The sequence below is a fragment of the Bacillus pacificus genome (assembly GCF_020861345.1).
In the GTDB taxonomy this organism is placed as follows: domain Bacteria; phylum Bacillota; class Bacilli; order Bacillales; family Bacillaceae_G; genus Bacillus_A; species Bacillus_A pacificus.
In genome coordinates this window covers 4,876,703-4,900,902 of record NZ_CP086328.1, presented here as the reverse complement: position 1 = coordinate 4,900,902, position 24,200 = coordinate 4,876,703, and the positions used below count along the sequence as shown (strand labels likewise).

At 35.0% G+C, this 24,200-nt stretch carries 24 protein-coding genes, 2 pseudogenes and 2 riboswitches; of the genes and pseudogenes, 18 read left to right on the top strand and 8 right to left on the bottom strand.

Features of this window, described 5'->3' with window-relative positions; all coding sequences use genetic code 11:
- Positions 1-2 precede the first annotated feature (2 nt).
- Positions 3-401: a DUF3540 domain-containing protein gene (locus LMD38_RS25190; protein WP_227585724.1), complete on the top strand. Its 399-nt coding sequence runs from the start codon at positions 3-5 to the stop codon at positions 399-401.
- 52 nt (positions 402-453) lie between these two features.
- Complete coding sequence (locus LMD38_RS25185; RefSeq protein WP_016716253.1) at positions 454-627, top strand: hypothetical protein; 174 nt, start codon at positions 454-456, stop codon at positions 625-627.
- A 19-nt stretch (positions 628-646) separates the two neighbouring features.
- Here the strand turns inward: LMD38_RS25185 and LMD38_RS25180 are convergent, their stop codons facing one another.
- Positions 647-1,162, bottom strand: coding sequence for a hypothetical protein (locus LMD38_RS25180; RefSeq protein ID WP_016716254.1), 516 nt, complete (start codon positions 1,160-1,162; stop codon positions 647-649).
- Positions 1,163-1,733: 571 nt separating this feature from the next.
- Here LMD38_RS25180 and LMD38_RS25175 point away from each other — a divergent pair.
- Both LMD38_RS25175 and LMD38_RS25170 read left to right on the top strand, forming a co-directional pair.
- On the top strand, positions 1,734-3,692 hold the full coding sequence (locus LMD38_RS25175; protein WP_016716255.1) for a S9 family peptidase: 1,959 nt from the start codon (positions 1,734-1,736) through the stop codon (positions 3,690-3,692).
- Positions 3,693-3,795: 103 nt separating this feature from the next.
- Positions 3,796-4,362: a DUF4256 domain-containing protein gene (locus LMD38_RS25170; RefSeq protein ID WP_016716256.1), complete on the top strand. Its 567-nt coding sequence runs from the start codon at positions 3,796-3,798 to the stop codon at positions 4,360-4,362.
- A 67-nt stretch (positions 4,363-4,429) separates the two neighbouring features.
- Here LMD38_RS25170 and LMD38_RS25165 read toward each other — a convergent pair.
- Positions 4,430-4,752 (bottom strand): annotated as a pseudogene (locus LMD38_RS25165) (RNA polymerase sigma factor); the annotation flags it as partial.
- A 385-nt stretch (positions 4,753-5,137) separates the two neighbouring features.
- Between LMD38_RS25165 and LMD38_RS25160 the strand changes: the two are divergent.
- On the top strand, positions 5,138-5,914 hold the full coding sequence (locus LMD38_RS25160) for an SDR family oxidoreductase (RefSeq protein ID WP_061183018.1): 777 nt from the start codon (positions 5,138-5,140) through the stop codon (positions 5,912-5,914).
- Between the two features lie 37 nt (positions 5,915-5,951).
- On the opposite strand, the gene LMD38_RS25155 is transcribed toward LMD38_RS25160, so the two are convergent.
- The 4 genes from LMD38_RS25155 to LMD38_RS25140 form a co-directional block, all read right to left on the bottom strand.
- On the bottom strand, positions 5,952-6,620 hold the full coding sequence (locus tag LMD38_RS25155) for a methionine ABC transporter permease (RefSeq protein WP_016716259.1): 669 nt from the start codon (positions 6,618-6,620) through the stop codon (positions 5,952-5,954).
- Complete coding sequence (locus tag LMD38_RS25150) at positions 6,595-7,635, bottom strand: methionine ABC transporter ATP-binding protein (protein WP_061183019.1); 1,041 nt, start codon at positions 7,633-7,635, stop codon at positions 6,595-6,597. The genes LMD38_RS25155 and LMD38_RS25150 overlap by 26 nt, the downstream gene beginning before the upstream one ends.
- Before the next feature lie 12 nt (positions 7,636-7,647).
- Positions 7,648-8,460: a MetQ/NlpA family ABC transporter substrate-binding protein gene (locus tag LMD38_RS25145; RefSeq protein WP_016716261.1), complete on the bottom strand. Its 813-nt coding sequence runs from the start codon at positions 8,458-8,460 to the stop codon at positions 7,648-7,650.
- 86 nt (positions 8,461-8,546) lie between these two features.
- A riboswitch (SAM riboswitch) is annotated at positions 8,547-8,661 on the bottom strand.
- 80 nt (positions 8,662-8,741) lie between these two features.
- Complete coding sequence (locus LMD38_RS25140) at positions 8,742-9,650, bottom strand: NAD(P)-dependent alcohol dehydrogenase (protein ID WP_061183021.1); 909 nt, start codon at positions 9,648-9,650, stop codon at positions 8,742-8,744.
- Between the two features lie 145 nt (positions 9,651-9,795).
- Here LMD38_RS25140 and LMD38_RS25135 point away from each other — a divergent pair, with 145 nt between their 5' ends.
- From LMD38_RS25135 to LMD38_RS25110, 6 genes are all read left to right on the top strand, one after another.
- Complete coding sequence (locus LMD38_RS25135) at positions 9,796-10,560, top strand: DUF6612 family protein (RefSeq protein WP_016716263.1); 765 nt, start codon at positions 9,796-9,798, stop codon at positions 10,558-10,560.
- Between the two features lie 111 nt (positions 10,561-10,671).
- A complete protein-coding gene (locus tag LMD38_RS25130; protein ID WP_016716264.1) occupies positions 10,672-12,108 on the top strand; it encodes an FAD-binding oxidoreductase in 1,437 nt (478 codons plus the stop codon).
- Positions 12,105-12,638, top strand: coding sequence for an MFS transporter (locus LMD38_RS25125; RefSeq protein WP_000222369.1), 534 nt, complete (start codon positions 12,105-12,107; stop codon positions 12,636-12,638). The genes LMD38_RS25130 and LMD38_RS25125 overlap by 4 nt, the downstream gene beginning before the upstream one ends.
- Before the next feature lie 78 nt (positions 12,639-12,716).
- Positions 12,717-14,438, top strand: coding sequence for a DUF3981 domain-containing protein (locus LMD38_RS25120; protein ID WP_061183022.1), 1,722 nt, complete (start codon positions 12,717-12,719; stop codon positions 14,436-14,438).
- A gap of 118 nt (positions 14,439-14,556) precedes the next feature.
- Positions 14,557-15,816, top strand: a complete 1,260-nt coding sequence (locus LMD38_RS25115) for a multidrug effflux MFS transporter (RefSeq protein ID WP_016716265.1) — start codon at positions 14,557-14,559, stop codon at positions 15,814-15,816.
- 262 nt (positions 15,817-16,078) lie between these two features.
- Positions 16,079-16,582 carry a hypothetical protein gene (locus LMD38_RS25110; RefSeq protein ID WP_227585578.1) on the top strand — a complete coding sequence of 168 codons (504 nt, stop codon included), beginning with the start codon at positions 16,079-16,081 and terminating at the stop codon, positions 16,580-16,582.
- Positions 16,583-16,598: 16 nt separating this feature from the next.
- Here LMD38_RS25110 and LMD38_RS25105 read toward each other — a convergent pair whose 3' ends face one another.
- Positions 16,599-16,814: a DUF3951 domain-containing protein gene (locus LMD38_RS25105; RefSeq protein WP_000371388.1), complete on the bottom strand. Its 216-nt coding sequence runs from the start codon at positions 16,812-16,814 to the stop codon at positions 16,599-16,601.
- Between the two features lie 167 nt (positions 16,815-16,981).
- Positions 16,982-17,087: riboswitch (SAM riboswitch) on the top strand.
- Between the two features lie 136 nt (positions 17,088-17,223).
- Here LMD38_RS25105 and LMD38_RS25100 point away from each other — a divergent pair.
- From LMD38_RS25100 to LMD38_RS25080, 5 genes are read left to right on the top strand one after another with little or no spacing between them, the layout of a single operon-like run.
- Positions 17,224-18,141 (top strand): ABC transporter permease, encoded by a 918-nt coding sequence (locus LMD38_RS25100; protein ID WP_000289310.1) that lies wholly within the window; start codon positions 17,224-17,226, stop codon positions 18,139-18,141.
- Positions 18,142-18,156: 15 nt separating this feature from the next.
- The gene (locus LMD38_RS25095) at positions 18,157-19,161 is read left to right on the top strand and encodes an ABC transporter permease (protein ID WP_227585577.1); all 1,005 of its coding nucleotides are present in this window, start codon (positions 18,157-18,159) and stop codon (positions 19,159-19,161) included.
- Positions 19,118-20,128 carry an ABC transporter ATP-binding protein gene (locus LMD38_RS25090; RefSeq protein WP_048553658.1) on the top strand — a complete coding sequence of 337 codons (1,011 nt, stop codon included), beginning with the start codon at positions 19,118-19,120 and terminating at the stop codon, positions 20,126-20,128. Before LMD38_RS25095 ends, LMD38_RS25090 begins: the two co-directional genes overlap by 44 nt.
- On the top strand, positions 20,125-20,898 hold the full coding sequence (locus LMD38_RS25085) for an ABC transporter ATP-binding protein (RefSeq protein WP_000205672.1): 774 nt from the start codon (positions 20,125-20,127) through the stop codon (positions 20,896-20,898). Before LMD38_RS25090 ends, LMD38_RS25085 begins: the two co-directional genes overlap by 4 nt.
- Positions 20,899-20,911: 13 nt before the next feature.
- On the top strand, positions 20,912-22,522 hold the full coding sequence (locus LMD38_RS25080) for a peptide ABC transporter substrate-binding protein (protein WP_061183026.1): 1,611 nt from the start codon (positions 20,912-20,914) through the stop codon (positions 22,520-22,522).
- Between the two features lie 16 nt (positions 22,523-22,538).
- Here the strand turns inward: LMD38_RS25080 and LMD38_RS25075 are convergent, their stop codons facing one another.
- Complete coding sequence (locus LMD38_RS25075; RefSeq protein ID WP_001259643.1) at positions 22,539-23,006, bottom strand: YusW family protein; 468 nt, start codon at positions 23,004-23,006, stop codon at positions 22,539-22,541.
- Positions 23,007-23,179: 173 nt separating this feature from the next.
- Between LMD38_RS25075 and LMD38_RS25070 the strand changes: the two are divergent.
- Together LMD38_RS25070 and LMD38_RS25065 are read left to right on the top strand one after the other, a co-directional pair.
- Positions 23,180-23,530, top strand: a pseudogene (locus tag LMD38_RS25070) (helix-turn-helix domain-containing protein); the annotation flags it as partial.
- 40 nt (positions 23,531-23,570) lie between these two features.
- Positions 23,571-24,152 (top strand): TetR/AcrR family transcriptional regulator, encoded by a 582-nt coding sequence (locus LMD38_RS25065; RefSeq protein WP_016716269.1) that lies wholly within the window; start codon positions 23,571-23,573, stop codon positions 24,150-24,152.
- Positions 24,153-24,200 lie beyond the last annotated feature (48 nt).

Here is a 24,200-nt window from a genome sequence, read left to right as displayed (position 1 = left end):
ACATGTGGAAGAAAATTGCTTTAAATGAATGCCTACAATATCTGCTATATCAAATGGAAAAGGTTGGTTACTCATTTAATCCAGGGGAAAAAACAATTAGGGTGTTTGAACATCTACTAGAACATTTTTCTGTGTCACAAATATATGGAATTATTTATAGAGCAGTTGCTAATAGTACACAAAGGTATCAAGCAGGTGAAGTTACTAGGATACATGCTCAAAATTCTGTGATAACTTCATGTGAGGGCCATGGACAAAGAGCAATAGCTCAAGGGTGGAAGCTTTCATATTATTCTAGAATTAAAGATTTACCTGAGTCTTACATTAGCCAAGTTTTATATACATCAGTTATGCAAATTGCCGAGTTAGGGTTTTCTGAAAAACCTACTATAAATTTCTGATTATTTAAAGAGGTGAGATATCAATTGTATAATTCGAAAGGAGGTATAATACTTGAAGAGAAATTTCAAACTACTACACTATGTTGGATTATTAATAGCTTTTTCACCATTATTAATTTCAATGTTTTTTATAAAACAACAACTTGATTGGAAAATTGCAGTACCATTAATTTTATTCGGTGGTACACTTATGTTAATAGCAAAAATCCAAAAAAAAGAAGGCTGAATTCAGCCTTCTTTTTTAATTAATAATACCATTTGCCTAATTCTTTATAACTTAATATCTTAGATTTACCAGATGCTACAACTTGACCATTTTTATATAATAATGTTGAAACTTTATAGCTACCATTATTATGTCTATATAGAGTTTTTACAGCATAATCCCAGGTTTGATTACCATTTAAATAACCTATAATAGACGCCCCTAAACCTAACCAAAATCCGCCAGCTAATGAGTATAAACCTATAAGTAAACTTCTCTCATTTGCTGAATTTCTAACAGTTCTATTACTTACGTATTGATTATAGCCATCTCCACCACCAGGGTTAGGATTGACATATTGAATGTCACCATCATTACCTTTATTTAAAGCGCTTTCGTAAAGTGGTGTAGAAAAATTAGTAACATCTGCATTTACTGTTTCTTTTACATTTTTTTCAACTTCACTTGCTTGTGATATTGAAGGAAAAAAAGATACTACAGAAAATGCACAAGCGGTTGCTGTAACCCCAGATAATATTTTTTTAAAGTTTGTCATTCCATTCAATCCCTTTTTTTGAATTATTTTCCTTTTCAAATTAAATGTTAAATTACATTTAATGTAAACGCAATGATAAAAAGTTGATAAAAAATAAACGGAATATTCAATTTATTTAACCGGAGTAATTACTTCGTTTTTAGGTGAAAGTGCTGGCTAGGGTCTGAGGGCTAGTACCAATAAAAGGAGAATTTTGTATGCCTAAGAAAAATACAACAAAGAAAAAGAAGATTTCCTGTAAATTAAGGAATCAATCCTTTCTTTGTTGTTGTTTAATATTAAATGTAGCTTCTTCAAAACAGTACAAATCTATTTTAAATATATATAGCTTTAAAATATATATACGAATCTGTACCCCTTTAGATATGTTATCTAAAGGGGTATTTTTATGCCGAAAAAGAACATCGAAAATTGGTAAGTGGATAGAACCCTATAGATTAAATTTTCACTTTATCAGATTTGGTTTTATTTATCTGAATTTTTCGTTAATATTTTAAGTATCCGTAAACAACTTCCTTTATTATGACAAAAAGAGACGAGAGATTTATGGACATTACAAGGGGGCATATTGATGAAAGTGAGTGAAAAAACATATTTAAGTATAGAAGAGATTATTTCATTACCAACCTTATCAAGTACCAATATAAGCGATGATGGCAAAAATGTAGCATTTGTTAAGAGGACAGCTAACTGGAAAGACAATACATATAGAAATCATGTATGGATATATGAAAAAGGTAAAGGGCAAAGTTATCCATTAACAAATGGGGATATAGATAGTACATGCCCATTATGGTCTCCAAATTCTAGGGATATTGCATACCTTAGCCCTGTTGGTAATGGGAAAAGTCAAATCTTCGTTAAGTCATTAGATGGTTACGGTGGGGTACAAATTACTAATGAGGAAGAAGGGATCAGTACATTCAAATGGGATCCTACCGGTAAAGGTTTTTATTATATTACACAGTCAAAAGAATGTGAGGAAATAAAGAAACGTAAGGAGCTATATGGAGATTTTCAACATGTAGGTAAGGAACATCAGAATAATTGTTTATGCTACATTGAAATAGAAAAAGTGATACAAAATGATAAAGAGGAACGAGAGAGTAACGGTGTTTATCAATTAACGGATGGTAAGGATTTTTATATCCATGACTTTGATATTTCAAATGATGGGAAAAAGGTTGTATGTATGGCTACACCAAGCCTAAACGATCATATGAATGGTGATCTATATATATTAGATGTTGAAGCTGAGGAACTACAAAAGATGAATGTAGATAGGTTGTTGGGCGGGAGCGTTTGCTTTTCTCCTGAGGGCAGTAAAATGTGCTACGCAGCAAGCATAAGAGAGAAGGAGTATTATAGAAACCATATACAAGAGAGTACATTAGAGATATATGATATGCATACTGGAGAGGTAATTCAGCCCTTAACAAACTTTGATAGTACGGTTATGCCATTACAGTGGACAGCTAAAGGAATTTTAATTAGATGGCAGGATAAAACGAATTATCGTATTGGATTACTAGCTGAAGATAGCACTATGGAAGTATTAAGTGACAACGTAGATGGTTTTATAATGGATGCCTCTATAACAAAGGATGGAAATCATATAACCTATAGTAAGGCTATAACAAATGAAACCTTTGAAATCTATTTGGATGATAAAAAAATAACGAATGAAAATAGCTTTTTCGACGGGAAGCTTAAAAGTAACAGGGAAATCATCTCGTGGAAAAATAGTGATGGTCTTGAAATAGAGGGTATTTTATCAATCCCAGTAGAGTTTGACGCAAATAAAAAATATCCTTTATTAGTAGTAATTCATGGAGGTCCGGCTTGGGCATCCTTTCCGATATTTTCAGACTGCTTCAATGAGAAATATCCGATTGAACAGTTTGTTGAAAAAGGCTTTATCGTTTTAGAACCAAACTATAGAGGAAGTTCTGGTTACGGTAATGAGTTTTTAAAAGCAAACTATAGAAAACAAGGAATTGCTGATTATGATGATGTTATATCTGGAGTGGATGCACTAGTTGAACAAGGGATTGTAGATAAAGATAGAGTAGGAGCTATGGGATGGAGTAACGGAGGATATATATCAGCTTTCTGTTCGACATTTAGCAGTAGATTTAAAGCTATTTCAGTTGGAGGCGGAATTACGAACTGGAGTACCCATTATGTAAATACCGATATCCCTTACTTTATTAGCATGTATTTAGGAAATAATCCATGGAATGACCCAGAGATATATAAGAAGACATCACCAATGACATATATTAAATCAGCCTGTACGCCTACGTTAATTCAACACGGAGAAAAGGATGTAAGAATTCCCATTACAAATGCATATGAGCTATATGAAGGATTAAGAGAAATGGAAGTTGATACAGAATTAATGATATTTAAAGGAATGGCATATAGTTCTGATCAGCCAGGAATGAATGTAGCTATTATGAAACAGAACTTGATGTGGTTTTCACATTATATTCTTGGGGAAAGTATGGAGGGATTTCGTACTATATAATGGATATTCGTACAGGGATTTTTCGTTGTGTAATCGGGTCAGATTGTTGTAAACTGTATGCAAACCATTATGATTATAAGGAAACGTAATTCGGAGGACGAATATGACAGCGAATAAAAATGAGTTATCTGTAGAACAACGTGAAGAACTATTAAAAGCATTACAAGCTCGTTTTGAGAAAAACATGAACCGCCATGAAGGTCTTGAATGGGCTAAAGTTGAAGCGAAGATAGAAGCTAATGCTGAAAAATTATGGTCACTTAATGAAATGGAAGTAACAGGCGGTGAGCCGGATGTTGTTGGTTATGATGAAGAGAAGGACGAGTATATTTTCTGCGATTGCTCAAAGGAGAGTCCTAAAGGTCGTAGAAGCCTTTGTTATGATCTTGAAGCGTTAGAAGCAAGAAAGAAGCATAAACCGGAAAATAACGTTATTGATGTGGCAACTGCTATGGGTATTGAACTATTAACAGAAGAACAATATCGACAGTTGCAACAACTTGGGGAGTTCGATATGAAATCATCAAGCTGGGTACAAACGCCTTCAGATATTAGAGAGCTTGGTGGAGCTCTATTTTGCGATTATCGCTTTGGACACGTTTTTGTGTACCACAATGGAGCAGATTCATACTATGCTGCTAGAGGATTTCGTGGTTCGTTAAGAGTTTAAATTTGGAGTAAGTAAGAAAAGAGCCTATACTTAGGCTCTTTTCTTATTATTTCTCTGGTTTTATATATAGATAGAAAATCTCATCTTTATTTAAAACAGCATCCAGTTCTCGGTCTGTATATTGTAATTTTGAATAAATCTCTTCAGTTAAATAGATGTTCTGTTGCTCTTTTTTCTCTTTAAGTCAATGTATTCATTTAATGCGACTCTGAAAAACCATGGACGTATGTTATCCTCGGTTAAGCTATCTAGCAATGTGTATACTTTATAGAAAGTATTTTGGATGATGTCTTCTGCGCCTTCTTTTATAGCCCCTTTCGCTAGTAATAGTTTGAACACTTCCTCCCCTAAATTGATAAGATAGGAGGTCAATATATTTTCTTTTCTCATCATTTTTCCTCCCTACACTTATACAACGGATAGGTAATAGTAAATGTATACACTTAAATGCAAATTCGTTATTAACTACGTTTTATAGTACATGATACTTCATGAATAGGAGTAATCATTTCATTTTTTGAAATATTAAATCTTTAATGTTAAAATGAAATTTGGAGATATACGGAAAGGAGACAAGGACTCAATATGTGGATGAGCTTGTAATGATTAGAAACTAGATAGATAAATTTTTCTCTCGTAAGTGAGGGTTTATTTAGCTATCTGTAAATCATGCAAGGACCGCATATTTGGCTTGTACATCCCTTTTGTAAGGATAATGTGTAGGGAAATTCATATCTCTTATATAAAGTATGCGTCCTTTAAATTGGAGGAGTATATGATGAATCAATTAAAAAATAAAATAGCAGTCGTTACAGGTGTAAGTCGTCTAGATGGTATAGGCGCAGCGATTTGTAAAGAATTAGCTGGAGCAGGATACGATATATTTTTTACGTATTGGACAGCGTACGATAAAGAGATGCCTTGGGGCGTTGATCAAAGTGAACAAATACAATTAAAAGAAGAGTTACTAAAAAACGGTGTGAAAGTATCGAGCATGGAGTTAGATTTAACTCAGAATGATGCGCCGAAAGAGCTTATAAATAAAGTTACTGAACAACTAGGTTACCCTCATATATTAATTAATAATGCAGCGTATTCTATGAATAATGACTTCTCTAATTTGACTGCTGAAGAATTAGATAAGCACTACATGGTCAATGTTCGTGCGACTACATTGTTAAGTAGTCAATTTGCCCGAGGATTTGATAAGAAATCTGGTGGTAGAATTGTGAATATGACTTCGGGGCAATTTCAAGGACCTATGGTTGGAGAACTGGCGTATGCAACAACGAAGGGAGCTATTGATGCTCTTACTAATTCGTTGTCAGCCGAGGTAGCTCATTTAGGAATAACAGTGAATGCAATTAACCCAGGTCCAACCGATACTGGCTGGATGACTGAAGAGATAAAGCAAGGATTAAAGCCGATGTTTCCTTTTGGCAGAATTGGTGAACCAAGGGATGCAGCAAGACTCATTAAGTTTTTAGTAAGCGAAGAAGCAGAGTGGATTACGGGACAAGTTATTCATTCAGAAGGTGGATTTAAAAGATAAAAAGAAGGTATCTCACACTGGTGAGATACCTTCTTTTTTAATCTTTCTTCAATCTTCGTGCAACACCATTCCCTAAAGACTGCAATCCTTGTACGAGGATAATTAAAATAAAGACAGTTGCATACATTACTTCAGGTTCATAGCGTAAATGCCCGAAGCGATATGCTAAGTCCCCTAGTCCACCAGCACCGACAAGACCAGCCATTGCTGTTGCGCCGATTAAGCCAATCGTTGCAATTGTTAATCCAAGTACAAGGGAGGGACGAGCTTCTTTCACCATGACGTGCCAAATAATTTTTATAGTAGAAACGCCCATCGCTTGGTAAGCTTCAATCACACCACGATCGACTTCTAATAATGCGGTCTCCATCAATCTTGCGATATAGGGAGCAGTGAAGACGACAAGCGGTACGATAACACCTTGCACACCAATGGATGTTCCCATTAGAAATTTTGTAAAAGGTAGAATGAAGAATAATAGAATGATAAATGGAAGAGAGCGAATGATATTAATAATTGTATTAAGAATTGGATAAATGATTTTGTTTTCTCGCTGTCCACCAGGTCTCGTTAAAACAAGTGTGACACCAAGTGGCAGTGCAATAAGGATCGAGATGAGTAATGAAATAGATGTCATTTGAAAGGTTTGTATGGTCGCCTCCCATATAACTTTACCCCATTCATCCAAAAAGGACTTGTTTTCCATGGTCTGTTCTACCTCCTTCTACGATGATTCCTTGTTCTTGTAAAAATGATAAAGCACGGTTGATTTCATTTTGTTCCCCTTGCATATGAATGACAAGTTTCCCGTATGCTTCATGTTTTAATTGAGTAATATTACCGGATAAAATATTCGGATATACTTGGAAACGTTTTGTAGCGATAGCTAATGCTGGTTCTCCTGAAGAATTTCCTATAAAAGAAAGAGTTACAATTTCACCAGTAGTTTGAAGTTCTTTTTGTACGTCTTCTGGAATTTTTGCTGCAAATGCACTATTTACAAATTTTTTCGTCGTTATATGTTGTGGGCTTGTGAATATATCCTTCACAGTCCCACTTTCGACTACTGATCCATGTTCCATAACAGCAACCCGGTCACATATACGCTGGATAACGTTCATTTCATGTGTAATTAATAAAATTGTGATCCCGATTTCTTCATTAATCTTTAATAAGAGGTCAAGAATAGAATCAGTTGTTTCTGGATCTAAAGCACTCGTTGCTTCGTCGCTTAATAACACTTCAGGTTCATGTGATAGTGCACGTGCAATGGCAACACGTTGTTTCTGGCCACCAGAAAGTTCACTTGGATAGGCATCCTTTCGAGTAAAAAGATCGACAATGCGTAAATACTTTTCTACTCTTTTTTCAATTTCTACTTTTGGAATGCCAGCAAGACGTAACGGTAATGCGATATTTTCATAAACGGTAACAGTTTTAAGTAAATTGAATCCTTGAAAAATCATCCCGATTTTTTGTCTCGCTTTTGCTAGTTCCTTTGCTGATAAAGTTGTTAAGTCTTGGCTGTTTACAATGATATTTCCTGTCGTTGGTTTTTCTAATAAATTTACACATCGAATTAACGTACTTTTGCCAGCGCCACTATATCCAATGATTCCAAATACTTCACCCTTTTTTACTTGAAGGGAAGTAGACTTAAGAGCTTCCACATTCCCTTTTTTTGTTGTAAATACTTTGGATACATTTTTCAATTCAATCATTATCGTCAGCTCCTACCAAGACGGTAAAACAGAACCATCAAATTTTTTCTCGATAAATTCTTTTACTTCTTTAGATTGATAAGCTTTCTTTAGTTTATTTATAACAGCATCATCTTTATTTTCAGTACGAACAACGATCCAGTTCACATATGGTGAATCTTTCCCCTCGCGGAAGATAGAGTCTTTTGCAGGGCTTAATTTTGCACCTAATGCAAAGTTTGTATTAATTGCAGCTGCTTTTACTTCACTTAGTTGTGTTGGTAATTGAGATGCCTCTAATTCAACAATCTTTAAATTTTTTGGATTTTCAATTACATCTTTTGCAGTCGCTTTTTCTGTAGCCTTTGGGTCAACTTTTAAAATACCTGCTTTTTCAAATAGTTTTAAAGCTCGAAGTTCATTCGTTGGGTCATTCGGTACAGCAATTGCATCGCCCTCTTTTAATTCTTTTACATCTTTTATGTCTTTAGAATATACGCCCATAGGGAATGTTACTGTTGAAAATACTTCGGTTAATTTCATATTACGTTCCGCTTTAAATACGTCTAAATATGATTTTGTTTGATAGCTATTTACATCAAGGCTTTTTTCATCGAGGGATACGTTCGGTGCTACATAATCATTAAATACTTTTATATCAATTTCGAGACCGTCTTTCGCTGCTACTTCTTTTACCTTTTCAAAAATTTGTTCATGCGGCCCTCCTGTTACACCGACAGTAATCTTTTTCTCATCTAACGCTTTTACTTCTTTATCTGAACTCCCGCTACATGCGCTTAATAATAATACAGCCCCACTTACAATGCTTAATAATACTTTCTTCATCTATAATTCCCCCTTAAATATACGTTCCAAAATAAAAAGCACCTCTCAAAAATAAGAGAGGTGCCGAATAGACAAAATAGATTCCTCTCTTATCTTCCAAAACGAAAACTCGTTTTGCAGGAATTAGCACCTTAGCTTATACGTTATAAGCTCGGTTGCCGGGCATCATCGGGCCAGTCCCTCCGCCACTCTTGATAAGAGTATGTGTATGTAGTTTTTTGATATGGTACTAATAGTAAATCTTACAAAAAGAATTGTCAACATTATTTTCTGAATATATTTTATTTTAAGGTAATCGAAACGTTACCTTTCTTATGTCCCTTTTCCACATACATATGAGCTTCAGCAATTTCTTCTAATCGGTAAGTTCTATCAATAACAGGTTTTAAATGTTCTGTTTCAGTTAGTTTTTTTAGTAGAATCATATCCTCTTTACTTACCTTTGCCATCATTCCATTAACAGATACATATATTCCATTAGGTGTTAATACTTGTTTACAAAAGGATTTTTTATATTTTCCAACTGCATCAAATATAACATCATAGTATTCCCCTCGCTTAGTAAAATCTTCTTTCGTATAATCGATTACTTTGTCAGCTCCTAAAGATTGCACGAGTTCAAAATTTGAATGACTACAAACAGCTGTAACGGTTGCGCCAAAATATTTAGCAAGTTGTACGGCAGCTGTTCCTACTGATCCAGATGCGCCATATATTAGTACTTGTTGCCCCCTTTTTATACGAGCCTTTCTTAGGAAGTGTAGTGCCGAAGTTGCGCCAAAGGGAATAACTGCTGCTTCCTCATACGTTACATTGGTAGGTTTTAATGCTACTAATCCACTTTCATGTACACATGTATATTCTGCATAACCACCGACATTAAGCTCTGTTAATGCAAAAATTTGATCTCCTTTTTTAAATTGAGTTACATCTGTTCCTATTTCTTCGATTTCGCCGGATAACTCTACACCGAGTATAGGCTTTCTCGGTTTTCTAAAACCTAATATGATCCGCATAGGAATCCAAAATAATAGAGGGCTATTAAATCCGCGTATTCTACAATCTCCAGTCGATACACTTGTTGCATGAATTTTAACTAATACTTCGTTCTTTTTAGGGGTAGGTTTCTCTATATTTTGAAGCTGAAGAACGTTAGGTGGTCCATACTGTGTGCAAATGATTGCTTTCATAATGACCTCCTGAAATGAGTTGTTGTTATTTATATCATATTTAAAGTCTTCATTAAACATGTCGCTATATAGCGAATATAGATTAAAATTTATATAGATTTCATAGGAAGAGAGGTGATATTATTTTGGGAAAGGGGGCGACAGTGTGAAAAAAATTATTTTTATTTCAAGTTTAGTGCTTGCAATCAGTCTAGGGGTAGGGTGTAGTAATGAGAAAACAGCAAAGACGGATGAGCCGAAAAAAGAATCAGTTCAAAAAGAAAAGGAATTAAAGGCGAAGGATGTTTTCAAGAAAACGAACGAAGCTTTTAAAAATGAAGAACATGTAACGATGACATATGGTGTAGGGGTAAAAGCTGAGGGAACAGAGATGGATATATTAAAGGCTAAGATGCAATTAGAGCCAAAGACAAAGAATTCTCGTTCTGAAATGAATATTTCCGGTACAGATGTTGTAGTGTATACTGTGGATGGTAAAGTTGCTGGTGAGGTAAAAAACCCTAATACGGGAGAAGTTATAACCGTACCAGAGGAGCAATTAAACGCTGGTGGAATGAAAGCAACTCAAGATATTATAGATAAGTTAGAAGTACCGGAAGTAGTTTTAGATAAAATGAAGATGGAGAAAAGCGGAGATAAATATAAACTGAAATTTACATTAAAAGGGCAAGAAACAGAAAGTATGTTAACTAGCATGGATGAAACGCAGAAGAAAATGTTACAAGCACAAAATGCGAAGATAGAAGAAGTGGATGCAGAATATATCATTACAAAAGATTTTAAATATGAATCAGCAAAGATAGACATGATTATGAGTAGTAATGGCAAGGATAAAGCACACATTATTACGAACGCAAAATATACGTCGTATGAAAAGTTTGATCCAATACAATTGCCAGCAGCAAAGTAACAGTTTTGATGAGGAGGGACCTAAAATAAGGTCCCTCTTTTTTATATTCTTTATTCATAGGAAAATAGGTACAATATGAAGAGGAAAAGATGTAGAAGAGGAGAGTGTCATTTGAAAAAAAGAAAGATAGCGGTGGTTATGATGGCTTATACAGTGTTGCTTGTGACATCTGTAAATACATATAAGGAGCAATTAAATCATCCGATTATGAGTGATGTAGGAAAGTTACTCCCGACAAAAATAAAACGTGTTGAAAGTGCTACGGATGAGCACTCGTTAATAAAATTAGTGCAAGATGCGAATGTTTCTGGGGAGAAGATTTCTATTGCTGGTATGCAACATAGTCAGGGCGGGCAGACATATTATCCGCATGGGACGATGCTTGATATGAAAGGGTATAATAAAATATTAGAATTTGATCCAGAGAAGAAGCGCATTACAGTTCAAAGTGGTGCCACGTGGAATGACATTCAGAAGAAAGTAAATCCATATGGTCTTGCTGTTCAGGTGATGCAGTCGCAAAATATTTTTACGGTTGGTGGTTCATTAAGTGTAAATGTACATGGTCGTGATATTCGTCATGAAGCATTGATTGATACAGTAGAGTCGTTTAGATTGTTAATGGCAGATGGTACGGTGCGTAATGTAAGTAGAGAAGAGAATGCGGATTTATTTCCTTATGTCATTGGCGGTTACGGGCTATTTGGTGTCATTTTAGATGTGACCTTAAAGTTAACAAATGATGAATTATATGAAACGCACACGAAAATGCTAGATTATAAAGAATACACGTCTTATTTCAAAGAGAAAGTGAAAAAAGATGAAAATGTTCGTATGCACTTAGCTCGTATTTCTGTTGCTCCAAATTCATTTTTAAGAGAAATGTATGTGACAGATTATACATTGGCACAAAACCAAAATATGAGGGAGGAGTATAGTAAATTAAAAGAAGAAACTATTATAGCAGCGCCTAAATTTTTACTTGGATTATCACGCTATAGTGATTGGGGAAAAGATACGTTTTGGGATATACAAAGAAGTTATTTTGAACGTACAGATGGAAAGTATGAGACGCGAAATAATGTTATGAGGTCAGATAGTGCCTTTATGGAATATGAAAATCCAAATAGGACAGAGGTGTTACAAGAATATTTTGTGCCTATAGATTCTTTCACGGAATACATAGATGATTTACGTAACGTATTAAATGAGGAAGAATTTAATTTGCTCAATATTACGGTTCGTTACGTGGAAAAGAATGAAAATGCAGTTTTATCCTATGCGAAAGATGATATGTTTGCACTGGTTCTTTTAATTAATCAAGGGCGTTCTGAACACGAGATAAAGAAAACAGAGAATGTTATTCAGAAGATGATTGATGTTACGTTAAAGCATAACGGTAGTTATTATTTACCGTATTATTCTTATCCAACGAAAGAACAGTTAAGGAGAGCATATCCTCGTATAGAAGAATTTCTTCAGAAGAAAAAAGAAGCGGATCCAAAAGAGAGATTTGTGAATTTATTTTATAGGGAGTATACGAAATGACATATAGAAGATTTGTAGCTTCACAAAGCATTATTATGATGGCTGGAAGTATGGTATTTCCTTTTTACATTCTATTGCTTCGGAATGTTGGAAATAGCTTCTCACAGTTTGGCTGGGCATATGGCTTATTTGCCTTAACTTCAGCTCTAGTATATCCGTTAGTTGGAAGAATCTCTGATAGAGTAGGTGATAGAAAGTTATTAATTATATACGCCTGGTCCATGGCGATATTAATGCTTTGTTTTCCTATTGCAACAGAAGTATGGCATGTATACATTCTTCAAATTTTAATGGGTATTTTAGGGGCTGTGCAGCGTAATACGGAGAAGACTTCGTTAGCACGAAAAGTTGTACAAGAAAATGCTGGTTATGAGATTGGAAAATATCATGTGTGGACATCGATTGGAGGGGCAGTAGCAATTATTGCAACAGGATATTTAGTAGATTTCTTTACGATCGGCACGATTTTTTATATTGCATCTATCTTATATGTAGTGAGCGGAGTTGTATTAAGTAGTAAAAAAATATAACGATTCCCATTTTTACCTGAATAACCTTTATTTGTTATACTAAAGAGGAAGACAAAAGAAAAGGGGACATTGCCTTTGATGAAATTTTTAATTTTAGCTATTCTCACTTTGTTTTTGATTCCATGGACAAGAAGAAGCGGTAGTAAACTTCGAGCAGTGGATAAGAAAGGGGATGAGAAGGTTGTAAAGGGTAAGAAATCATCTATTTTAGTTATTCCAGTTTTATTTTGGATAGGTATTGCAATCTATGAATATTTTTGGCTAATTGATGATCGAGCAGATTCAATTCTTACTCATTATTCTGTTGCAGTAGCGATTTTAATTGGGCTTGTTTTATTTTCCCAAGATCAAATAGGTAAATTAGAAGGTACGTTAAAAGGACTTCTAATGCTTGTTTTACTTGCAAGTTATGGCTACTTTGGTTATTTGCACGATATAGTAATCTCGCAAAAGAAATATGATTCTGTTGTAAAGGTAGAGAAAGAGATTTCAGAGCCATTTACTGAAAATGATCAGCCATTTACAGTGCCGCCAAAGACAGCGGAGAATAAGATGAAAAAAGTATTTGGGGATATTCCGAAAGTAGCTTATTTTGAGCTAGGAGAATTAACGCCACAAATGGTAAATGGCGAGGCTTTATATGTAGCACCGATTGAAGTTTCAGGGTTTTTTAAAGCACGTAAAGCTGAGACAATTCCAGGATACGTCACGATGTCAGGTACGAATCCTGATGCAGAAGCGAAACTGCACCTTGGTTATAAAATGAAATACGTGCCAAGCATGTTTTTCGGAAATAATTTAGAGCGTGTGGTAAGGCAAGCAGAACCAAATTTAATCTTTAAAGGAAAACCTAAATTTGAAGTGGATGATAAAGGGAAACCGTATTATACAATGACGTACGGTGAATTTATTTCAGGAAGATCTGGATTTGAGGTAGAGGGCGTTGTAGTAGTAGATGCACAAACAGGCGAAGTGAAAAGATACGATAAAGGAAAGGCACCTAAATTTGTTGATGGCGTATTAAATCACGAGACTGCATCTACGTTAAATACGTACTTCGGTAAATATATTCACGGATTTTGGAATACAAAATTCTCGCAAACTGATATGAAGATCCCGACTGAGTGGGGAACGAAAGAAGGAGTTACACCGATTTTCGGTAAGGATGGAACATTATATTACTTTACTGATTTCACTTCTCCGAAAGAGGGAGTAGATTCTGCACTAGGTTATTCACTTATCGATGCGCGTACAGGTAAGTTGTATTACTATAACGGAAAAGAAGTAAAGGGAATTATGGATGGTTCGGCTGCTTCGGAAGTCGTGGATAATTCTTTTAAGAGAGAAAAGTGGCATGGAACGATGCCGGTTATTTATAACGTGTACGGTAAACCTTCTTGGATTGTACCTGTTATTGATGACGGAGGATTAGTACGTGCCCATACTGTTATCTATGCTTCTAATGCGAAAATATTTGCAACAGGTTCGACGCAAAAAGAAGCGCTTGAGAATTATAAAAATGCGCTGAGTGGAAGCGGAGATTCATTTAGACCGACTTCAAATGGAAAAGAGGCGCAAAAAGAAGGCACTGTACAACGTGTATATAAAGAAAAATCAGGTGAAAATACAATCGTGTACGTACTGTTAGAGAATGAACAAAAAGTATTTATGATACCTGTGAAGAAATTCCCATATGCTATGTTTACAGAGGTGGGAGATCCAATTCAAATCACATATTTAGATACAGGAGAGGCGATGTCTTCCGTATCTAAATTTACAAATAGTAATTTGAACAAGTAAAGCGATAGAAATTCTATCGCTTTTTTTTACAAAATTAAACAGGAAAATGCGCTATACTTGACGTATGTTTATGTTGTAACTATAATTGTTACGATTTAGTATGTATAGGAAAGGGTGAATGAAAAAAGTGAATGAAGTTAATCAGGAAATATATAAGCCTGTAAAGATGAACAGGTTATGGATGATTCTTGTATTAGGAACACTTACGGCGATTGGGCCATTATCTATTGATATGTATTTGCCTTCGTTACCGAAATTAACGGATGACTTGCAAACAGGTGCATCCCTAGCCCAGCTTACATTAACAGCTTGTTTGCTTGGGCTTTCAGTAGGACAATTATTTGTTGGCTCAATTAGTGATATTTACGGAAGACGCAAACCTCTTATTATTGCTCTCATTATTTATGTTGCTTCTTCTTTACTTTGTGCTGTTGCGCCATCTATTTGGACGTTAGTGTTATTACGCTTCCTACAAGGAGCTTCGGGATCAGCCGGGATTGTTATATCACGTGCAATGGTACGTGACATGTATTCAGGTTCTGAAATGACGAAGTTCTTCTCACTACTTATGTTAGTAAACGGAGCAGCGCCTATTTTGGCACCGATTATTGGGGGACAATTATTACAATTTACAACGTGGCGCGGTGTTTTCATCGTTCTTGGAGCAATAAGTGTATTCATGTTAATATCAGCTACTTTCGTATTGCGTGAAACATTACCTCCTGAAGAAAGAGAAACAGGTGGTTTGTCAGGGACGTTAGCGACGTACGGAAAACTATTAAAGGATCGTTTGTTTATGGGATATGCATTGTCACAAGGATTAGTAACAGCGGCAATGTTTGCATACATTTCGGGCTCACCATTTGTGTTGCAGAACATATACGGAGCATCACCACAGCAATTTAGTTTATTCTTTGCAATCAATGGTATTGGTATTATTATTGCTAGTCAGGTAACAGGTCGTTTAGCGGGGAAAGTGAATGAGAAGACATTATTTGTCTCTGGTATCATTATTGCAGCTGTTGGTGGTTTATCTTTACTACTGACAATCTTACTAGGAATAGGGTTAATTGGCGTTTTATGCTCGTTATTTCTTGTCGTATCAAGTGTTGGGGTTGTCTCAACAACTGGGTTCTCGTTAGCGATGAGAAATCAGAAGCAAGCTGCAGGAACAGCATCAGCTTTATTAGGCTTATTACAGTTCATTTCAGGAGCACTTGTTGCACCGTTAGTAGGTATTGGGGGAAGTAACACCGCATTACCGATGGGTGTTGTAATAGCTCTTTGTGAAGTTGGTGCTGTGTTATGTTATTTGTTTATGGCCAGAAGAAGTGAGAAGCAGTTTGAACTGCAACAAAGACAAAATTTAGAGGCTTAACAAAAAAGAACTGATTCAAAGGTAATATTTGAATCAGTTCTTTTTTTCATTTCTTTGAAATACCTCATATAGTTTTGTAAGGTGATGTAGTAAAGCAGTGCAAAAGTTATTTGTATAAAGTGACGATACTGTGACAAACATGTTGGTATATATGTTACGATGTCGTCTTAAGTGTAAAAAGTAGGATGTTCTCGGTATAATAACAAGTGGAGATAAAAGAAACTATAATGAGTAATAGCTGTAGATAAAAGGAGAAGAAGAGATGAAGAAGGTTTTGGGTATTGCTGTAATGGGAAGTATGCTCCTTCTAGCAGGGTGTAATGGAAATAAAGATACGAAAGAACCGAAAGAAAAGGTAGAACAATCTACTGAGCAAACAGAAGAGATGAAAGAATACCGTGCAGTACATGAAAAATATGATTTGAAAATGAATAAAGAGATTAATAAAGCACTACAGTTATTTGAAGTAGCAAAAGAAAAGGGCGGTAAGGAAATAACGACTGCTACATATAAAGAAGATGTGCAAAAGGTAACAACGAGCATGTTAGAAGATATTGATCATATACGAAAAGAAATTCGTGTTCCGAAGTCGAAAGAGCAAGAACATGAGGTATATGTCGGTTTCTTGAATGAATCGGAACAAGCAATGAAAAAATTACAGAAGTTAGCTAAAGAAGAAGATTCATCGTTGATTCGTGATATAGAAATTAATTTTGCAACAGCATCGACATACTATAAACGTTTTCAAGCAGAAACGAAAAAATAACCTTGCCTATGCAAGGTTATTTTTTCTTCTTGCCATCTCCATCTTCATCCTCGGATACTAATATCTTCTGTTCTTCGTGAAATTCGGAAATAGTTTGCCCGGTAATATTATCGAAAGGGGTATAAAAAGAAGTGATACTTTTCTTTTTGATGAAGAGTTTGTAGAAGCCGATGATGACAAGTATAACGATTGTTAAGGGTAATCCTATAGTAGCTAGAAGTAAGGGGTCCATCTTATAACTCCTTTCATATCTTTTTTTATTATAAGCGAAATACGATATAGATAAATAAAAGTATTAAAAACTGATTTTTCTAAATATATCCAATTTGATTGACTTTTCATTTTTTCAGAATTATAATTCGAAATATACAATTTGAACCAAATAATAATATAGCAATTTACTTATCCAGAGAGGTAGAGGGACTGGCCCTATGACACCTCAGCAGCGGGTTCTGTAATAGGAACACCGTGCTAATTCCAGCAAGCAAGTCTTGAAAGATAAGTGATGGGCCTTTGTTTATTAAGCCTTGATCTTATTTTTTAAGATCAAGGCTTTTTGTATTCTAAAAAGAGAAAAGGGAGTAATGGAAAAAGTACGTTCATAAAACTAAGTAAATATATGTGTTTAGGGGGTTATTAGAGTGTATGTAATTAAAAAATTATCAGTTATGGTGTTCACGCTATGGGTTATTACGACGGTGACATTTCTAATTATGCATATTATTCCGGGGGATCCATTTTCATCAGATGCAAAAATCTTTCCTGAAGAAGTGATCCAAAACATGAGAGCGAAGTATCACCTTGATGAACCGTTATGGAATCAATATGTTGCTTATTTAGACGGCGTAGTTCATTTTGATTTTGGTGAATCTGTTCAATCAACCGGGCAAGGTGTATCAGAAATTATAACAACTGGTTTTGGTCCATCAGCAATTATTGGTTTACAAGCACTTATTATTTCATTGCTAGTCGGAATTGCTGCAGGTACATTTGCTGCTCTCTATCATGGGAAGGTAATTGATTACGGTGTAAGTTTACTTGCCATCCTCGGTATTTCTATTCCGAGTTTTATTTTAGCACCACTATTTATACAAGTATTCGCTATTCAATTCGAGCTCTTACCAGTAGCCTCTTGGGGTACATTTGAACATACGGTATTGCCATCCTTTGCATTAGCGTTAGGACCAATCGCAGTGATTACAAGATTTGTTCGCTCTAATATGATCGAAGTACTGCAGAGTGATTATATTAAGTTAGCGAGAGCGAAAGGTATACCGATTAAGAAGATTATTATAAGACATGCTCTTCGAAATGCAATTGTTCCGGTACTTACATTTGTTGGACCATTAATGGCGGGACTTTTAACAGGTACTTTCGTTATTGAAAAGATTTTTTCAATTCCTGGTCTCGGAAAATATTTTGTAGATAGTATTTTTAATCGAGATTATCCAGTGATTATGGGAACAACCATTTTTTATAGTGCACTTTTAATTGTATGTATTTTTATTACAGATATTATTCATCGTATTGTTGATCCACGTATTCGTTCTATTACGTAAGGAGGAGATGTTTAGATGGGGGCTTATGAAATTAATGACCAGTTATTAACAAATGAAGAGAAAACAGAATTAACAATAAATAAAGATCAGCAAAAGATTAGCCGAAAGAAAGAAGTGTTTCGTAAGTTTGTATCGAATCCAATCGCAGTTTTAGGATCAGTGACGTTATTACTCATTATTGTTTTCTCACTTGTTGGTGAAAGTTTAACGCCATTTACTGCGAGTGAACAAGTAAAAGAGGCAACAAACTTACCACCTAGTAGTGAGCATTGGTTCGGAACAGATGATTTGGGAAGAGATATATGGGCACGTACTTGGGCTGGCGGGAAAATTTCATTAACAGTTGGATTAGTGGCAGCTGCTCTTGATATAGGACTTGGTGTGCTAATCGGAGGATTTAGTGGATATGTGAGAGGGCGCAATCGCCTTGGGACATTAATTGATGAGTGGATTATACGAGGAATCGAAGTGTTATACGGTATCCCATATTTATTAATTGTTATTTTACTATTAATTGTTATGAAACCAGGTCTTTTTACCATTATCATCGCCCTTGCATTAACAGGATGGATTGGTATGGCACGTCTCGTTAGGGCGCAAGTTTTATCTTTAAAACAAAGAGAGTTTGTTATTGCAGCGGAGCGATTAGGTACATCACATATGAAAATTATATATGGGCATTTAATTCCGAACTTAACAGGCATTATTATCGTAAATTTATCATTTACAATTCCAGCAGCTATTTTCTCAGAATCATTTTTAAGCTTTATCGGACTAGGAGTGCAATCACCGGCAGCAAGCTGGGGGACGATGACGAATGATGCACTTGGGACATTACTAAGCGGGGAATGGTGGCAGCTATTCTTCCCAGCAATCATGATTGCCCTCATTATGTTCGCATTTAATGCGATTGGTGATGGTTTACAAGATGCAATTGATCCAAAAATCGTAAAACAGAATCGAAAGGAGAAAAAACATGGGACAGCTCTTATCTTTAGAAAACGTAACGTTAGCCGTTGAAAAAGAGAATAGTAAACAAGCAATTGTGAAGCATGTTTCCTTTTCTATTAGCGAAGGTGAAATAGTTGCGCTTGTAGGAGAAAGTGGCTCAGGGAAAAGTGTTACAGCACAATCTATTATCGGCTTAAATCAAGAATCAATTCATATTGATGATGGAAATATATCTTTTGAATCAGAGGAATTAACGAATCTACAAGAATCAGAATGGAATCAAATTCGTGGGAAAGATATTGCTTTTATCTTTCAAGATCCACTTTCATCTTTAAATCCGACGATGAAGGTGGGAAGGCAAATTACAGAGGTGATTTTGCAACACGAAAAGAAATCGAAAAAAGAAGCAAAAGAAATTGCGATTAACTTATTAAATGATTTAGGGATACATGAAGCAGAGAAACGCTTTGAACAGTACCCACATCAATTAAGCGGAGGCATGAGGCAACGTATTTGTTTAGCAATCGCATTTGCTTGCCACCCAAAACTCGTTATTGCGGATGAACCTACGACAGCATTAGATGTAACAATTCAAAAGCAAATTATGGAGTTATTAAAGGAAAGAAAGGAAAAGCAAAATACGAGTATTTTACTAATTACGCACGATTTAGCACTTGTACGTGAAGTAGCGGATCGAGTAGTTGTGATGTATGGGGGACGTGTTGTTGAAAAAGGAACGATAGAGGAAGTGATAGGTTCCCCTAAACATCCATACACAAAAAGCTTATTACAAGCAATTCCCAATATGGACGATTCCGAAAAAGTATTACGTGCAATAGAAGGAACGACACCTTCCATTGAGACGTTAAATAGCTTTGGTTGTCCTTTTGTAAATCGTTGTCCAGTAGCGATAAAAGAATGTATTCATCGTTTCCCAGAGAGAACAACATATTCCAAGGAGCATAGTTCACATTGCTGGCAACATGTTCTGGAGCATAATAAGGCGAAATCAAAAGAGAAGGTGAATGCCTCATGACGACAGATTTAATTACTGTAAAGCAAGTAACGAAAACATATGGAAGTAAAAATAAAGAAATCGCAGCGTTAAAAGATATATCACTTTCTATCCCGAAAGGAACAACGCTTGGCATTATTGGCGAAAGTGGTTCAGGAAAAACAACACTTGGAAAGCTCATAGCTGGGATTGAGAGCCCAACGTCTGGTGAAATTGATTATAACGGTCAAGTCGTTCACAAACTGAAGGCAGCTCATAAACGTGATTTCTTACAGAAAGTACAGTTTATTTTTCAAGATTCCACAGCAGCATTAAATCCGCGCTGGAAAGTACGCGATAGCGTAACGGAAGGCTATATTTCATTTGGTTTAGGTGATAAAGGATTGAAAGATAAAGTGGCAGGTGATGCGCTAGAGCGTGTTGGGTTAGATAGACGATATATTGATCGCTATCCGCATGAATTTAGCGGAGGACAACGCCAACGTATCGCTATTGCAAGAGCGTTATTGTGTGAGCCAGAAGTATTGATTCTTGATGAACCAATTTCAGCATTAGATGTTTCATTGCAAATTCAAATTGTACATTTACTGCAAAAGATTCAAAAAGAACAAGGCTATACATATTTATTTATCGCGCACGATTTACCGATGGTTCACTATTTATGTGAAAAAGTGGCTGTCCTATATAAAGGAGAACTTGTTGAATTTGGAAATACGGATGAAGTATTCCGTAATCCACAACATTCTTATACAAAAACATTATTAGCATCAACACCAAAAATTTCAGGTTAAAGGAGAATGTAGGATGAAGAAGTTTTTACTGTTTGTCATTATGACTGTTTTAGCAATTACTTCTGTCGCTTGCGGTAAGAAAGAGACGCAAAAGGCGAGTGCTGGTAAGGGGGAAGGAGATCGATTAGTAACGAATATTGGTAGCGATCCATATACACTTGATTCCGCTATTGCGACAGATAGTACTTCAGGTTATGTAATTGGACATTTATTCTCAAGCTTATATACGCAAGATAGTGATGGGAAATATCAAAATGAATTAGCAGAGAAAGAAGAAGTAAATGCTGATGGAACTGAGTATACAATTCATTTAAAGAAAGATATTAAATGGTCAGATGGTTCTCCTATTACAGCAAATGATTTTGAATTTGCATGGAAGCGATTATTAAATCCGAAAACGGGTTCTATGAATGCAACAGAAATGTATTTTATTAAAGGGGCAGAAGCATACAATACTGGAAAAGGTGAAGAAGGACAAGTTGGCATTCAAGTCATTGATCCTCAAACATTAAAGGTAACACTTGAGCACCCAGTGTCTTCTATTAAACAAAAATTGGCAAGCTCATTATTCATTCCATTATCTAAAAAATCAATTGATGATAATAATAAATTAAAAACAGATCCAAAAGAGTTAATTACGAACGGACCATTCACATTAAAAGAATGGAAGCACAATCAGGCTATTACAGTACAAAAAAATAAAGAATACTATGATAAAAAGGTAGCATTAAAAGAAATTGAGTTTCGTATTATTCCAGATTCTAAAACAGCGTACCAATTATACAAATCAAAAGAATTAGATTTACTAAGTGGTTTACCACAAGAGATGATTGAGAAAGAAAAAGGAAATAAAGAATACAAGCGTGTTGCAGGATTTTCATCTTATATTTATTCGTTTAATGTAGAAAAAGAGCCGTTCACAAATGCGAAAGTACGTAAAGCATTCTCATTAGCAGTTGATCGTAAGTTTATTGTTGAAAAACTGTATAAAAACAATGCACAAGAAGCAAATGCATTCGTTCCAGAAGGAGCAAAAACACAAAGTGGGCGTGATTTCCGTAAAGAAAAAGGTGGTTACGTTAAATTTGATCCAGCAGAAGCGAAAAAATTATTAGAAGAAGGCATGAAAGAACAAGGCTGGTCTACATTACCTGAAGTAACATTAAAATTTACTACAGATACACAACATAAAAAAGTAGCAGAAGCAATGCAAGAAATGTTTAAGAAAAATCTTGGCGTAGATATTAAATTAGAAAATAAAGAGTGGAAGAGTTACATCGACACATATAAGCAAAGTGATTTCCAATTAGCTTATATGGGATGGGGCGGCTCTCTATTAGACCCAATTACTAAATTAGATTTATATGCAGGTGATGGTCCAAACAATTATGCAAAATGGCATAATAAAGAATTTGATGCTTTAGTGAAGGAAGCAGAAGTTGAACAAAATGAAGATAAGCGTTTTGACTTATTGCATAAAGCGGAAGATATTATGTTTACAGATTCACCATTAATTCCAATTATATTCCCATCGGATTCCTATTTACAAAAACAAACGGTATCTGGACTTCAATATTATGTTGGATCTAAACCAGATTTAAGATATGCAAAAATAAAGAAGTAGGCAACCGCCTACTTCTTTATTTTATTTCTCTTTTATATTCTTTTTTCGTTCCATCAGAGAAGACAACTTCTAAATCAAATTTTTGATAGTCTTTATCAAGTTTGAACACGTTCACTACTTGATCGATTACTTCTTGGTCAGCAGTATCTTTATCAAATTTTAATTCTTGTAGAAGTGGGCTTAATTTTGTGATAGCCTCGTCTCCTGTTAATTTTACATCTGCTTTATGATCTTCAATTTTTGCTTCCATTTTCTTATCAGCTGCTACATTTTTATAGTCTGCTTCGTAGTCTTTCTTTGTATCTTGGTAGTCTGCTTTTAAATCGAATTCATTGAAGTTTAGTTTTAAATCTGCAGGAGCCTCGTTTTTTGCTTCTTCAGTTGTCTTTTTATTAGAAGTTGTGTCTTCTTTTGCAGGAGCTTTACATCCTGTTAATGCAGGTACTAGCATAAGAGCTAATAAAACTGATAGTAGAGTTCTCATTATAAATTCCTCCTTATGTAAATTCGTTCTATACAAGTTTTTCCCAAAATCATGTAATTATGTATGTGTTGAAAATAAATTATTATTCTGTAGTTGCAAGGGCTAATCCGCAATTTAAATCAAAAAAGATTTGTATGTATATGGTAAATTGAAGTTGTGAGGGAGGGACTAAAATGCATGAAGAATATAAAGAGATAATAAAAAAATCAATTGAATATATAGAAAATCACTTGCATGAGGAGCTTACAACAGAAAGAGTAGCATCTTACAGTGCGGTGTCGATGTACCATTTTCATCGTATTTTTCAAAGTTATATTGGTATGAGTGTAACGGATTACATTCGAAAGAGAAGATTAACTCATGCTGCACAAGCTTTAGTATCGACTGAAAGAGCAGTTATTGATATTGCAATGCAATATGGTTTTTCCTCACAAGAGGCATTTACGAGAGCTTTTAAAAGAATGTTTCAATGCAAAAAGAAGGAAAAGAGGATTGTTGACAATTATTTGAAAAGTTATATAATCTAAATGTAAGTGATCACTTGCATGAGGAAGAGAGGATTTTATGGCGCGCTCAAAGACGGCAGAAAAAATTATTCAAGCAGCGATTGAATTAGTGAAAGAAAAAGGATATAAAGCAGCGACAACGAAAGAAATTGCAATGCGTGCTGGTGTTAATGAAGTAACGATATTTCGCAATTTTAAAAGTAAGAAGGGTGTTATTGAAGCAGCGGTTGCTGAATTTTCATATGTACCGCATTTAAAAAAGTTTTTGCAAACAGAGATTGTATGGGAATTAGAAACAGATTTAAAAAACTTAGCAAGGCATTATCATAATTTTTTAGATGGGGTAAAAGATATTATTGCTATCGGTATACGTGAGGCTGGAGAATTTCCTGAATTAGACGGGGAAATTGCTAAAATACCACAAGGACTAAAAGAAGAATTAAGTATCTATTTTGCAAAAATGCAGGAAAAAGGAAACATTATTGATACGAATATTGAAGCGCAAGTAATGAACTTTATCTGGATCAATTTTGGATATTTCTTATCTAAATTACGTTTTGCTGATCGCCTGACAGAAGTTGATGATGAGAAATTTATTGAAAATAATATTGTTTTATATGCTAGGGCATTAAGACCCTAGTATTTATTTAAAATAAAATGCAAGTATGTACTTGCTTGCTAAAAGGAG